This is a genomic window from Cytobacillus sp. NJ13 (assembly GCA_030348385.1).
Lineage (GTDB): Bacteria > Bacillota > Bacilli > Bacillales > Cytobacillaceae > Cytobacillus.
In genome coordinates this window covers 2615544-2628373 of sequence record JAUCFP010000006.1, presented here as the reverse complement: position 1 = coordinate 2628373, position 12830 = coordinate 2615544, and the positions used below count along the sequence as shown (strand labels likewise).

Below are 12830 nucleotides of genomic sequence, written 5' to 3'. Positions count from 1 at the left end.
TCACGAAATAAAACAAAAAATCTGAATTTTGATTGAATTCAAAACCTGTAATCTTGTATACTTGTAATACAAGTTTGAAAAAGCGCTTACATTTTAACTGAAAAGGGAGGATTTTATGATTCAAAAAAAGTGGAAGATTATCATATCGGTTCTGACACTTGTTTTTATTGTCATTGTTGGCGTGCGGACAGCGGCCGAGAACAAGGATAAAAAATTCGTATCCGTTGCCACCGCTTCAACAGGAGGTACATATTACCCGATTGGGGTTGGAATGGCCAATGTATGGAGCAGTCATTTAAAGGGTGAGAAAATCCAGGCTAGCGGCCAGTCCTCAGCCGGATCCATTGAAAATATTGAACTGCTTCGTGAAGGGGAAGCACAGCTTGCCATTCTTCAGGGGTTAATTTCGTCTCAGGCATATGCAGGGGATGGCTCCTTTGAAGGGAAGCGTTATGAGGATCTTAGGACGATTTCCATGCTCTGGCCAAATGTGGAGCATTTCGTTCTGATGAACAGCAAAATCAACAGCGGAACCATCGACGATATAAAAGGAACACAATTTTCTGTAGGGCCGCAGGCAAGCGGTACTGAGCAGTCCACAGTTGTGATGATGGAAGGCCTTGATCTTACGAAAAAGGATATTTCTCCTGAGTATCTTGGCTACAGTGACACGGTTTCCGCGATGCGTGACGGGAGATTGGATGGAGGATCGCTTCCGGCAGGAATCCCGATTTCCGCTGTAACAGATATGTATGCAAGTAATGTCAAAGCATCGATTTTAGAAGTAACCGATGAACAGCTGGATGCCATTAATGCAGTATCTGACAGCTGGTACCGCTATGTGATTCCTGGAGGAACATATCCTCGGATTGACGAAGATATCAACACCATTGCCCAGCCGAACCTTTTATCCACAACGAAGGAAATGGATGAGGAAACCATCTATACTTTAACCAAAACGCTCTATGAAAATCTGGATGAAATGTATGAGGTTCATAGCTCTGCCAAGGAAATGACACTGGAAACGGCCCTTGATGGCGTATCTGTTCCATTGCATGCCGGAGCGTACAGATATTTTAAAGAAGCAGGTCTTGATATACCTGAAAATCTAATTCCGCCGGAAGCGAAATAAAGGAGGGAAAACGATGACAAAATCAACAAGCGAACCTATTGTACAGCCAGCCAATCTGGATAAAGAAGCAGGCGGCGGCATGCGTCTGCTGGAAGGCCCATACAAAAAAGCGGCTGCCATCATTGCTGTTCTGTTTTCTGTTTTTGCTATTTATTCGAATGGATTATCCAACATTCAAGAGATTTATAGAAACCTGATTTTCCTGGGCATCCTGCTGGTCATGACTTTTTTCTACTATCCTGCCGGAAAATCTTCCAATCAAAAAAGGTTTACAGCACTTGATTATGTATTTGCGGCGCTTGCCATTGCAGGCCTTGGCTATCTGCTTTTGAATTACACAACGATTCATGTTGACCGGGGCTCACAGCCGATTATGATTGATTATGTCTTTGGAGCCATTACGATCATCGTTCTGCTTGAAGCGTCCAGACGGGCAGTTGGAGTCTTTATCCCGATTCTGTGTGGAGGCGCCATTGTATACGCCCTGTTTGGAACATACTTCCCATGGATATTCGGGCATGCCGGCTTTTCATTGGAACGCCTGCTTTACCGTCTTTATATGACGACTGAGGGTGTATTGGGATTAACGCTTTCGACGGCCTCCACGTTCATCGTCATGTTTGTCCTCTTTGGCGCTTTCCTGTCTGTCAGCGGTGCTACCCAGCTTTTCAATGATCTGGCCTTGGCCATTGCAGGAAGAAAGCGGGGAGGCCCTGCTCAAGTAGCCGTCATCTCCAGTGCACTGACAGGATCTTTGAGCGGAAGTGCGGTTGCCAACGTTGCAACAACAGGAGCTTTTACGATTCCATTAATGAAATCAATCGGCCTTAAGCCTAAGTTTGCCGGTGCCGTAGAGGCTGCTGCTTCAACAGGCGGAATGATCATGCCGCCGATTATGGGCGCTGCCGCCTTTATCATGGCTGGTTTCCTTGGAATCTCTTATACAACGGTCATCCTGGCAGCAATCATACCAAGCTTTTTCTATTATATTGCGCTGATTTTTGCTATTGACATTGAAGCGAAAAAATTGGGATTAAAAGGCATCAGTAAAGAAAATATACCGGATGTCGTCCAAATCCTGAAGGAACGCGGCGTCCTATTAATTCCGATCATCGTCGTCATCACAACACTATTAATGGGGAAAACAGCCCTATTTGCCGGATTTGCCGGAATTGGTGCAGTCATAGTGGCAAGCTGGCTGGCAAAGGACAAGTCTTCAAGAATCACGATCTCTAAAACAATCGAAGCTTTCATTGAAGGCGGAAGAGGAACCATTCAAGTCGGGATTGCCTGCGCAGCCATTGGAATCATCATCTGCGTTGTTACTATGACAGGAATTGGTTCGACATTAGCGTATAATATCGTTGAACTAACGGGCGGCCAGCTTTGGCTTATTTTAATCGTGGTCATGCTCACTTGCATCGTTTTGAGCATGGGGCTTCCATCCACAGCTCTTTACATCGTAGTTGCGGTTACGGCAGCTCCTGCACTTGTGGAAGCGGGCGTTAATCCAATCGCTGCACATTTCTTTGTGTTCTGGTTTGGTGCATTGTCTAACATTACGCCGCCTGTGGCTCTAGCATCATATACCGCAGCAGGACTGGCTGGCGCCAATGCGATGCAGACATCATGGGAGGCGCTTAGAATTTCACTTCCGGGCTTTATCATCCCGTTCATGATTGCCTATAACCCTATTATTCTGCTTCAGGCAGCAGAGGGAGAAACGATATCCATTTTATCAGTCGCACTAGTGGTCATCACAAGCACGCTGGGCATTTACGCCCTGGCAAGTTCACTTGGAAACTACCTGAATGCCAAGCTGACGATTGTTGAAAGAGTCCTAATGTTTGCTGGGGCTTTAATGCTGATTAAACCAGGCATGATCACGGATATTGCCGGCCTGGGGCTTTGTGTGTTTGCGATTCTCTTCCACATCATCAGAGTAAAGAAAAGCAGTTCAGTCGAAATCACCATATAAGGAGCTAACATCAATGAAAATCGAACGGAAAAAAATCTCGGCCCAGGTGCTGGATCAGCTGAAGGAAATGATAAAAGAAGGCAAGTTCTCGCCAAATGAGCCTATGCCATCCGAGAATGAACTGGCCAAACTGTTTGGCGTCAGCCGTGCGCCTGTTCGAGAAGCATTAAGCGTGTTATCTGCCAGCGGAATTATTGAATCCAGGCAAGGCGGCCGCAGCTTTGTCAAAGAAGTTAATTTGGCAGACATGCTTGGTTCGTTAGCGATAGAATACATTCCCGTAGAGCAGGTTTTTGAGCTCCTGGAAATGCGGATGATTATGGAGACACAGGCAGCAGCGATTGCTGCCTTGCGTCGTGATGAGGCCGACCTGGAAAAAATGAAGGGGGCGCTCGATCAATTTGAAATTACGCTGACGAATCCTGAAGCGGTAGGCGATCTGGCAGACGTTAATTTTCATAAACACCTGATCGAGGCAACGAAAAATCGTTTCATGATACAGGTAATGGAAAATATCGATGATCTGTACCGAAAAGCAATTGCCTTTTCCCTTAAGAAGAATGTGGGTCTTCCGGCAAAGCGCGAACAGGTATATCAGGAGCATATGAGCATTTTCAAAGCTATTAAAGAACAGGATGAAGAAAGTGCGGCAAAGGCGATGCGAGTGCATCTTGAGAATGTGACAAAGAAATTGAAGGTGAACGAAGGGAAAGGAAAGAAGGTGCCGTTGTGATCACTGAACAGATTGTTGAGCGGCTGAAAAGCACCATGGGATCAGAAAAGCGCATTCTGCTTGAAAAAGCAGACCTGGTTTCTTATTCATACGATGGATCATTTGGAGCCTATATTCCGGAGATCATCCTGCAGCCAATATCGACTGAGGAAGTGGCAGGCATTGTAAAGATCGCTAATGACTTGAAAATACCAGTCTATCCAAGGGGCAGGGGAACGAGTCTGAGCGGAGGCCCGCTCCCTGTCCATGGCGGGATGGTCCTTGATTTTTCCAGGTGGACCCAGAAGCTGATCATCGACCCGGAGGATACCGTTGCGATTGTATCTCCAGGTGTCATTACAGCTGATATTGACCGTGAAGCGCAGCTGCATGGGCTGATGTATCCGCCAGATCCAAGCAGTTCGCATGTTTCCACAATTGGAGGGAACCTTGCCGAGAATGCCGGCGGGCCGCGCGGTTTAAAGTACGGGGTAACAAAGGATTATGTCTTGGGCCTTGAGATCGTCACGCCAGAAGGGGACATCATCCGGACAGGCGGGAGGACGGTCAAAAATGTCACAGGCTATGACCTGACGAAGCTGATTGTGGGTTCGGAAGGGACATTGGGCATCATCACAGAAGCCACTCTTCAGCTGATTCCAAGGCCGCAGGCAACCCAGACGATGATGGTCATATTTGATGACATTATTGATGCCGGAAAAGCGATCTCGGCGGTGCTCACTTCTGGCATCCTGCCTTCCAAAATGGAAATCATGGACCAGGCTTCCATCCGGGCGGTGGAAGAGTTTCAGCCGATTGGTCTTCCAATTGATGTGGATGCCATTATCCTGATTGAGCTAGATGGCCACCCAATCGCCATCAGGGATGAAAGCGAGCAGGTGAAGCAGGTGTGTCTGGAAGTCGGGGCAAGGGAAGCTATCATCGCCAGGGATAAGGAATCTGCTGAGAGCTTATGGAAAGCGAGAAAACTCGTTTCGCCGGCCATCGTCAGGAAAAAGCCGACGAAAATATCGGAGGATGCCACCATTCCAAGAAGCAAGATTCCTGAAATGTTCAGAAGGCTTCAGGAAATCAAAGCAAAATATGAAATTGACTTAGTTGTATTCGGTCACGCTGGAGACGGAAATCTGCATCCGAATATTATTACCGATAAAACGGATAAAGAAGAAATGAAGCGGGTGGAAAAAGCAGTAGAAGAAATTTTCACAGCAGCGATTGAATTGGGAGGAACCCTCTCAGGCGAGCATGGGATCGGGACCATGAAGGCGCCATTTATGGAGATGGAGCTTGGGGAAACGGGTCTGGACATGATGAAACGAATGAAAAAAGCGTGGGATCCGAACAACATTATGAACCCGGGAAAGATTTTTCCCGAGACAAAAGGACAAAAGCTGGTGTTAGTCCATGACTAGCCAGCTTGCCTATAAAGAAACATTCGATTGTGTCCAGTGCGGCTATTGTCTCCCGGCCTGTCCCACATACGCCACCATGGGGAAGGAAAGGCACTCCCCCCGGGGCAGGATTAATCTCGTACAAATGGCAGCGGAAGGGAAGATAACCATCGATGAAATTACAGAATCGATGGAGCTCTGTCTTGGCTGCCGTGCCTGTGAAACAGCCTGCCCAACCAATGTGCAATATGGAAAAATTCTCGAATCATTTAAGGAAGTAAAGGCTGTCGAAGTGCCGGCTCCATTCATGGAAAACATGGCTCTGCAGAAGGCCTTGCCGAATAAAAAATTGCTGGCAGCCATGAGAGCTTCACTTCGGGCCTATCAAAAAACGGGTATGGATTCGTTTGCCCGCAAAAGCAAGGTGCTCAGCATACTTCCCGAACAGCTTCGTGCTTTTGAAGAAATAGCTCCGGCTGTGGAAATGCCAAATAAACAGCTGAGAACAGGCATCCATAGCCTTGAGCGTGAGCCGAAAGCCCGCGTCGCTTTTTTTACAGGGTGCATTATGGATGTGTTTTTTGCCAGAATCAATGACATTAGCATCAAGCTGCTTCAGCATGCAGGCTGCGAAGTCACTGTGATCAAAGAACAGACCTGCTGCGGTGCCCTGCAGAACCATAGCGGAGATACGGGAACATCCAGGAAACTGGCGAAGGAAAATATTGCGGCTTTTGAAAAAGTGAACTTTGATTATGTGGTTAATGCGATTGGCGGCTGCGGTGCGATGCTCGTTGAATATGATCATCTTCTCGCAGATGACCCGGAATGGGCAGAGCGTGCCAAGGTGTTCGCACAAAAGAATAAGGATGTAAGTGTAATACTGAACAAACTCGGAATCAATTTTAGCCGGGAACTCACAGGCGCCGTGACCTATCAGCCATCCTGCCATCTGCTGAATGTGCAGAAGGTGGCGGATGATCCCGTTCAGCTCCTCGAAAGCATACCAGGCATTACATATGTTCCGCTTCCGAAAGGGGATATGTGCTGCGGATCGGCCGGAATCTATAATATTGTTCACTATGAAGAGTCCATGGAAATACTCGACGCCAAAATGGAACATGTCCAAAAAATCTCGCCGGACACCATCGTCACGTCCAACCCTGGATGCCATTTGCAGATGTGCCTCGGGGTCAAACGCGAAGGGCTTGAAGAAAAGGTGCGTGTGGTCCATATCATCGAATTATTGGCAGAAGCCTGTGGGATAGACAATAAATAAAAGAAAGGGTGGAGGATCATGTATGATTACATCATTATTGGCGGGGGCATTGTTGGCCTGTCAACAGGAATGGAGCTGATGAGCCGGTTTCCGTCTGCGAAAGTGGCCATCCTGGAAAAAGAAAGCCATGTGGCGGCCCACCAGACGGGCCATAACAGCGGCGTCATCCATTCCGGAATTTATTATAAACCTGGAAGCTATAAAGCCAGGCTTGCCAAAAAAGGCAGCGAATCCATGTCGGAATTTTGCCGGAAGCATGGTCTTGAAGTGGATATCTGCGGAAAAGTCATTGTCGCGAGCGAAGATTTCGAGCTTCCGCTATTGGACGATCTATATCAGCGCGGTTTAGACAATGGCCTTGGCATCCGGATGATTGACCATGGCGAGCTCCATGAAATTGAGCCGCATGTGAACGGAAAAAAAGCCATCCATGTGCCAATGGCTGGCATTGCCGACTATAAGAAGGTTTCGGAAAAAATGGCTGAGATCATTACAGCAAAAGGCGGGGACATCCTGCTGAATCATAAAGTATTAGCCATTGACGAAACGGCTCAGGAAGTAATCGTCCAGACCAGCAGGGGAGAGATAAGGGGAGCTTACTATGTAAACTGCGGCGGCCTGCAGTCAGACCGGATCGCCAAGCTGGCCGGATTGAAAACGGATGTTAAAATAGTGCCATTCAGGGGCGAGTATTTCATGCTCAAACCGGAGAAAAGCAGCCTCGTCAAAAATCTGATCTATCCTGTGCCAAATCCCAACTTCCCGTTCCTTGGGGTCCATTTTACCCGCATGATTAACGGGGCCATTGATGTTGGTCCTAATGCCGTTCTAAGCTTTAAGAGGGAGGGCTATAAAAAGACGGATCTCAATGTGGCAGACCTTATGGAGGTTGTGGCTTATAAAGGCTTCTGGAAGCTTGCAAAGAAATATATGAAGGAGGGAGTGGAGGAAATGGTCCGCTCAGCATCCAAGGAGCTCTTCATGAAAAACGTCCAGAAGCTCATGCCGGACATCCAGAAGGATGATATTGTTCCCGGGCCGGCCGGTGTCAGAGCGCAGGCCCTGAAGGACGATGGCTCATTAGTCGATGACTTTTTCATTGTGCCGAGCAAGCGATCCATTCATGTTTTAAATGCACCATCTCCGGCCGCGACGGCGTCCATTGAAATTGGAAAAGAAATCGTCAGGAAGATGGACGGAATGTTTAAGATGGAATCAGCCGTTTAAGTTATTGGAGAATAATTCAAAATCCCCTGAACCATAATATGGAAGAAAGGGGATTTTTACATGAAAGCAACTACAGCGATCAGGCTGCTTCACTTGGTCATTCCTTGGCTGACCATATTTTTTCTGCCGAAAAAGTCATTCAATAAATTTTCAACCGTTTCTGTTTTCGCAGGTATTTTAGTGTTAATTTTAAGCACTCTGGCTATACCCTTTAAATGGTGGACTGTGGAAGGAGGACACTTTAAGAAACTTCTCAATGATCTAACCTTCATACTGGGGCCATTTTTTATCGGGACCTTATGGATCTTTCATTTTACCTTTGGCAGTTTCAAGAAGTACCTGGCAGTGAATGCAATCATGGATTTGCTGTTTGCATACCCGCTAAATTACTTGTACCAAAAGTTTAACTTATACAAGCTCGTAAAATTTAAGCCCATCCATATTTTCCTGTTCTTCACCTCTTACGCATGGATTATTTACGGGTATCAGGAATTCTTCCATCGGAATAACCGGTAAGTAAAAAGCCATTCCATCAAGGAACGGCTTTTCTTGTTAAAGAAGAAAGTATAAAACTCTGAACGTTGATACTGTCTAGCGCAAGCAGCCTGCCCCCTCGAGGTGTCGGGGGTGGGCGAGGCGCTTCCGCTTTTCTCGTTAACACTCACCATTATGGCACTCGACCCCAATCACCCGAAAGCCATTAGCGTCCAGTTCTGTCTTAATTTTATCCAAGGTTTCCTCTGTCGTATCCTTCGGCAATGTAAAAAGGATACGGCGGATCAGGCTGACATGGAAGCTGGATGAGTCCAGTGAGATGACTCCCTGGATATCGCTATATTTACTGATAATGCTGCTTATCTTTTTCAGTGTTCCCTGTGTGCCATAGCTTCCCACAGTCAGCGTATAGCTTCCCCGGTTCAGTCCCCACGCCTCCTCCAGCAGTTCCAATACGGCCGCATGAGTCAGCAGGCCGACAAACTGCCCGTTTTCATTTTCAACCGGCAAATATGGATATCTTTTCAGCGTGAAAAAGGCCTTCATAAAAGAGTCATCCTCATCAATTATGGTCTGCTGGTCTTTAGCCAGAGACGTAATTGGTTCATCCAAAGAATGATTCTCCTTATATTCTAAAATATCAACCTTATAGATGTTGCCGACAAACTTTGTATGTGCGGCATCCAGAATAGGGACACAGCGGTAACCAGTTTCATTTAAAAACTGCAGCGCCTGTTCCAAATTATAGGTTTCATCACAAAACCGAACATCTTTTTTATTTACCATCTGATGGCGAATCAGCATCTCAGCATCCTCCTTTACCCCTAACCTTCTCTATTCTATGCCGGTGCCTTTTCGGCAATGATAAGAAATTAAGTGAATCCCCTTCCGAAAACTTGTAAAATAAGAAAAAGCCATCATCAGGAAAGGTGCTGAGAGAACGTGGAAAGCATTACAGTTGTATCGCTGCTGGATGTGATTGGAGAGCTGTTTTCCGATGAAATATCCATAGCGGTTTCTAATACAAGTGAATATATCTATTACCGGCCGAGCAAGCGCATCGATTTGAAAATCAGGCCGGGGGATATGGTAAAGGAAGGAACCATCGCCTATAAGGCTTTAGGGACACAGCAAAGAGTGTCGGAGTTTATTGACCGTGATGTATTTGGTGTTCCGTATCACGGCATGGCCGTGCCATTTTTGCATGAAGGAAATCTTGAAGGCTGTGTAACCGCCATTTTTCCGGCTTTGACGGACGGCAAATCGGTTGTGACAATGAAAACGAATGATGGCTGGATTCCGATTCCTTTTTCCGAGGTTGTCTACCTTGAGGCAAAGGATAAGAAGACCTATGTACATACTGGCGGCAATTCAGGCACCCATAAATACTCACTTCAGGATTTTGAGTATTCGCTGCCGAAGGACAGTTTTATCCGCTGCCACCGCTCATTCATTGTAAATGTCAATCATATCAAGGAAATCTTTCCTGACACGCATTCCACCTTTCTCCTCGTCATGAAAAATGGGGACAGGGTGCCTGTCAGCCAATCTTACTCCAGCTATTTCCGCAAATTGCTCGGTTTTTAGAAAATTCTTTCTGTTTCAGCTTTGTAATTTGCTGTTTTATCCGAATTTTCCGTAAGATAATCAGAAAAGCCCTGGCTTCCTCTTTATCCGGGTAAAATGTATATATATATCATGGCAAAGGGGATGACCAACATGGAGAAACATTTAGATCGAATTCGCGACAGCCGCCTGCATGACCGGGTAGTTACACCTGAAGAAGCAGCATCCTGGATTCAGGATGGCATGACTCTGGGACTAAGCGGCTTTACACGTGCGGGCGACGTGAAAGCGGTACCATTCGCGCTGGCTGACCGTGCCAGGCATGAGAGTTTTAAAGTGAATGTGTATACTGGGGCTTCATTGGGGTCTGATGTGGATAAGCTTTTTGCGGAAGCGGGGATTTTGGGGAAAAGGCTGCCATTTCAGGCCGATCCGACCATGAGAAAAGGGATTAACCAGGGGGATTTCCTATTTGTCGATCAGCATTTGTCCCACACGGCAGAACTTGTTCGCGCCAATGTCATGGATCCTATTGATTTCGCTATTTTGGAAGCGGTTTCTATTACGGATGATGGGCTGATCATTCCGTCTACTTCAATAGGAAACTCGCTATCTTTCGCTGAAAATGCCAGACACATCATCATCGAAATCAATCTTGCCCAATCCACACAGCTGGAAGGTTTGCATGATTTATATGAACCTGGCAGGCAGGGGGAGCGGAATCCGATTCCCCTGACGAAAGCCGACGACCGTATCGGTGCTCCGGGAATTAAAGTGGATCTGGATAAAGTGAGGGGAATCGTATTCACGAATCAGCAGGACTCTCCTTCGACGATCGTGCCGCCGGATGAAGAAACTGCCATCATGGCACAGCATCTGCTTCAATTTCTCCGCGGGGAAATTGAAGCAGGCAGGCTGACAAATAGCCTGGCACCGCTGCAGTCGGGCATAGGATCCGTGGCGAATGCCGTGCTTCATGGAATGCTTGATTCTGAGTTTGAGAATCTGGAAGTCTATTCAGAGGTGCTGCAGGATGCGGTATTTGATCTGATGGATGCCGGAAAGGTGGACTTTGCTTCCTGCTGTTCTATCACTCTATCAGATGAAAAAATGAAAGAGGTTTTTACCAACTTAGACCGGTACAGGGACCGTTTAATCATGCGTCCGCAGGAGATTTCCAACCATCCTGAAATCATCCGCCGCCTCGGCTTAATTTCGATCAATACAGCGCTGGAGCTTGATATCTATGGAAATGTGAATTCCACCCATGTCCTTGGAACGAAAATGATGAACGGCATCGGCGGATCCGGCGATTTTGCCAGAAATGCACGCCTGGCGATTTTCGTGACGAAGTCTATTGCCAAAGACGGCAAAATTTCAAGCATCGTCCCGTTTGTCTCCCATGTCGACCACACCGAGCATGATGTCGATGTCATTGTGACAGAACAAGGCTATGCAGACCTGCGCGGACTGGCTCCAAGGCAGCGCGTCGAACTGATCATCGAGAATTGCGCACACCCGCTGTACCGTGACCAGCTTCGCGAATATTACCGGGAAGCCCTCACAAGAGGGGGACAGACTCCGCATGTATTGGAAAAAGCCCTCTCCTGGCATACAGACTTCGCCAGGAATGGAACGATGCTGAAAGAAACAGCGGCAGCTGCTCCTCCTCAGTGGAGCTTCTGCTAGAGCGTCTAGTGCCAGGCATCTATACCACTTCACCCAGCTGGTATAGGTGCCTGGCACTTTTAATGTTACAATGATAGCTATACTAACAAAATGATTGGGTGGAAATATGAGTAAAGCTATCAAATTGATCGCGGCTTCTAAATATAAGAATGGGTTTAAGGATGGCTATCCGCTGGTGACGGAGGAGTCGGTGCAGCGGATTCCGAAGGGGATAGAAGAGGGGGCGGTCATTGAACTGGCTGATGAGAGCGGGCGGTTTATCGGCAAAGGATACTATGGAAAGCAGAATAAAGGGAGGGGATGGATTCTTTCACGAAATCCTCAGGAAACCTTCGACGAAGCGTTTTTTGCCAAGAAATTTAAAGAAGCTTTAAAAAGGCGGGAAGCTTTATTCCGTGACCCCGAAACAACCGCTTTTCGGGTCTTTAATGGAGAAGGAGACGGAATCGGAGGCATCACGATTGATTATTACGATGGTTTTTACGTGATCAGCTGGTACAGTGAAGGGGTTTACACTTTCAGGGATACGGTGATTCAGGCATTGATGAACAGTGCTGATGTAAAAGGCCTGTATGAAAAGAAACGGTTTGCTGTAAAAGGCACCTATATAGAGGATGATGATTTTGCTACAGGAGAACGGGCATCTTTTCCGCTGATGGTGAAGGAGAATGGAATCAGCTTTCCCATTTATCTGAATGATGGCGCCATGGTAGGCGTATTCCTTGACCAGAGGCATGTCCGGAAGACGATCAGGGACAAGTATGCGGAAGGAAAAACGGTACTGAACACGTTCTCATATACAGGCGCTTTTTCAGCGGCTGCCGCATTAGGGGGAGCAGTGAAAACAACCAGTGTCGACCTTGCCAACCGCAGCAAAAGCAAGACCATCGAAATGTTCAGCGTCAACGGCATTGATTTTGAGGCACAGGATATCATTGTGGAAGATGTGTTCAACTACTTCAAATACGCCGTTCGGAAGCAGCTGAAATTTGATATGGTCATTCTTGACCCTCCAAGCTTTGCCCGTTCCAAAAAGCATACATTCAGCGCCAGAAAAGATTACCCGGAACTGCTCGCGCAGGCCATTCAGATCACAGAAAAGAACGGAATCATTGTGGCATCATCAAACTGCAGCACATTCAACATGAAAAAATTCAAAGACTTTATCAAAAAAGCGTTCGCCCAAACAGGTGACCGCTACAAAATTCTTGAAGAATTCTCCCTTCCTGAAGATTTCCGCACCATTAAGGAATTCAAAGAAGGAGACTACCTTAAAGTAGCATTCATACAGAAGCTGTAAAAATGGGTGACAGGCACCTATACCACTTGGGCTAACTGGT

General features: G+C 46.9%; 11 protein-coding genes. 10 read left to right on the top strand and 1 reads right to left on the bottom strand.

The window, feature by feature from the left end; genetic code table 11:
• Nucleotides 1–115 precede the first annotated feature (115 nt).
• Genes QUF73_12875 through QUF73_12845 form a run of 7 tightly spaced genes read left to right on the top strand, consistent with a single transcriptional unit; the run spans nt 116 to nt 8256 of the window.
• Nucleotides 116–1132, top strand: a complete 1017-nt coding sequence (locus QUF73_12875; protein ID MDM5227100.1) for a TAXI family TRAP transporter solute-binding subunit — start codon at nt 116–118, stop codon at nt 1130–1132.
• A 13-nt stretch (nt 1133–1145) separates the two neighbouring features.
• Entirely contained in the window at nt 1146–3110 is a 1965-nt protein-coding gene (locus QUF73_12870; protein ID MDM5227099.1) for a TRAP transporter permease, read from the top strand.
• A gap of 13 nt (nt 3111–3123) precedes the next feature.
• Nucleotides 3124–3843, top strand: coding sequence for a FadR/GntR family transcriptional regulator (locus QUF73_12865; protein ID MDM5227098.1), 720 nt, complete (start codon nt 3124–3126; stop codon nt 3841–3843).
• Entirely contained in the window at nt 3840–5255 is a 1416-nt protein-coding gene (locus QUF73_12860) for an FAD-linked oxidase C-terminal domain-containing protein (GenBank protein MDM5227097.1), read from the top strand. The genes QUF73_12865 and QUF73_12860 overlap by 4 nt, the downstream gene beginning before the upstream one ends.
• Nucleotides 5248–6513 carry a (Fe-S)-binding protein gene (locus QUF73_12855; GenBank protein ID MDM5227096.1) on the top strand — a complete coding sequence of 422 codons (1266 nt, stop codon included), beginning with the start codon at nt 5248–5250 and terminating at the stop codon, nt 6511–6513. The genes QUF73_12860 and QUF73_12855 overlap by 8 nt, the downstream gene beginning before the upstream one ends.
• 18 nt (nt 6514–6531) lie before the next feature.
• Nucleotides 6532–7740: an L-2-hydroxyglutarate oxidase gene (gene lhgO / locus QUF73_12850; protein MDM5227095.1), complete on the top strand. Its 1209-nt coding sequence runs from the start codon at nt 6532–6534 to the stop codon at nt 7738–7740.
• A gap of 60 nt (nt 7741–7800) precedes the next feature.
• Complete coding sequence (locus QUF73_12845; protein MDM5227094.1) at nt 7801–8256, top strand: hypothetical protein; 456 nt, start codon at nt 7801–7803, stop codon at nt 8254–8256.
• A gap of 138 nt (nt 8257–8394) precedes the next feature.
• Here the strand turns inward: QUF73_12845 and cbpA are convergent, their stop codons facing one another.
• A complete protein-coding gene (gene cbpA, locus QUF73_12840; protein ID MDM5227093.1) occupies nt 8395–9039 on the bottom strand; it encodes a cyclic di-AMP binding protein CbpA in 645 nt (214 codons plus the stop codon).
• A 138-nt stretch (nt 9040–9177) separates the two neighbouring features.
• On the opposite strand from cbpA, the gene QUF73_12835 reads away from it, so the two are divergent.
• The 3 genes from QUF73_12835 to QUF73_12825 all read left to right on the top strand — a co-directional run bounded on the left by QUF73_12835 (nt 9178) and on the right by QUF73_12825 (nt 12790).
• A complete protein-coding gene (locus QUF73_12835; GenBank protein ID MDM5227092.1) occupies nt 9178–9822 on the top strand; it encodes a LytTR family DNA-binding domain-containing protein in 645 nt (214 codons plus the stop codon).
• A 132-nt stretch (nt 9823–9954) separates the two neighbouring features.
• Nucleotides 9955–11490, top strand: a complete 1536-nt coding sequence (locus QUF73_12830) for an acetyl-CoA hydrolase/transferase family protein (protein ID MDM5227091.1) — start codon at nt 9955–9957, stop codon at nt 11488–11490.
• A 106-nt stretch (nt 11491–11596) separates the two neighbouring features.
• Entirely contained in the window at nt 11597–12790 is a 1194-nt protein-coding gene (locus QUF73_12825) for a class I SAM-dependent rRNA methyltransferase (protein MDM5227090.1), read from the top strand.
• The last annotated feature ends 40 nt before the right edge of the window (nt 12791–12830 follow it).

Bases quoted from the DNA above. Each gene is read 5' to 3' on its own strand.
- QUF73_12875 (MDM5227100.1), top strand. From the start codon at position 116: ATGATTCAAAAAAAGTGGAAGATTATCATATCGGTTCTGACACTTGTT.
- QUF73_12870 (MDM5227099.1), top strand. From the start codon at position 1,146: ATGACAAAATCAACAAGCGAACCTATTGTACAGCCAGCCAATCTGGAT.
- QUF73_12865 (MDM5227098.1), top strand. From the start codon at position 3,124: ATGAAAATCGAACGGAAAAAAATCTCGGCCCAGGTGCTGGATCAGCTG.
- QUF73_12855 (MDM5227096.1), top strand. From the start codon at position 5,248: ATGACTAGCCAGCTTGCCTATAAAGAAACATTCGATTGTGTCCAGTGC.
- lhgO (MDM5227095.1), top strand. From the start codon at position 6,532: ATGTATGATTACATCATTATTGGCGGGGGCATTGTTGGCCTGTCAACA.
- QUF73_12845 (MDM5227094.1), top strand. From the start codon at position 7,801: ATGAAAGCAACTACAGCGATCAGGCTGCTTCACTTGGTCATTCCTTGG.
- cbpA (MDM5227093.1), bottom strand. From the start codon at position 9,039: ATGCTGATTCGCCATCAGATGGTAAATAAAAAAGATGTTCGGTTTTGT.
- QUF73_12830 (MDM5227091.1), top strand. From the start codon at position 9,955: ATGGAGAAACATTTAGATCGAATTCGCGACAGCCGCCTGCATGACCGG.
- QUF73_12825 (MDM5227090.1), top strand. From the start codon at position 11,597: ATGAGTAAAGCTATCAAATTGATCGCGGCTTCTAAATATAAGAATGGG.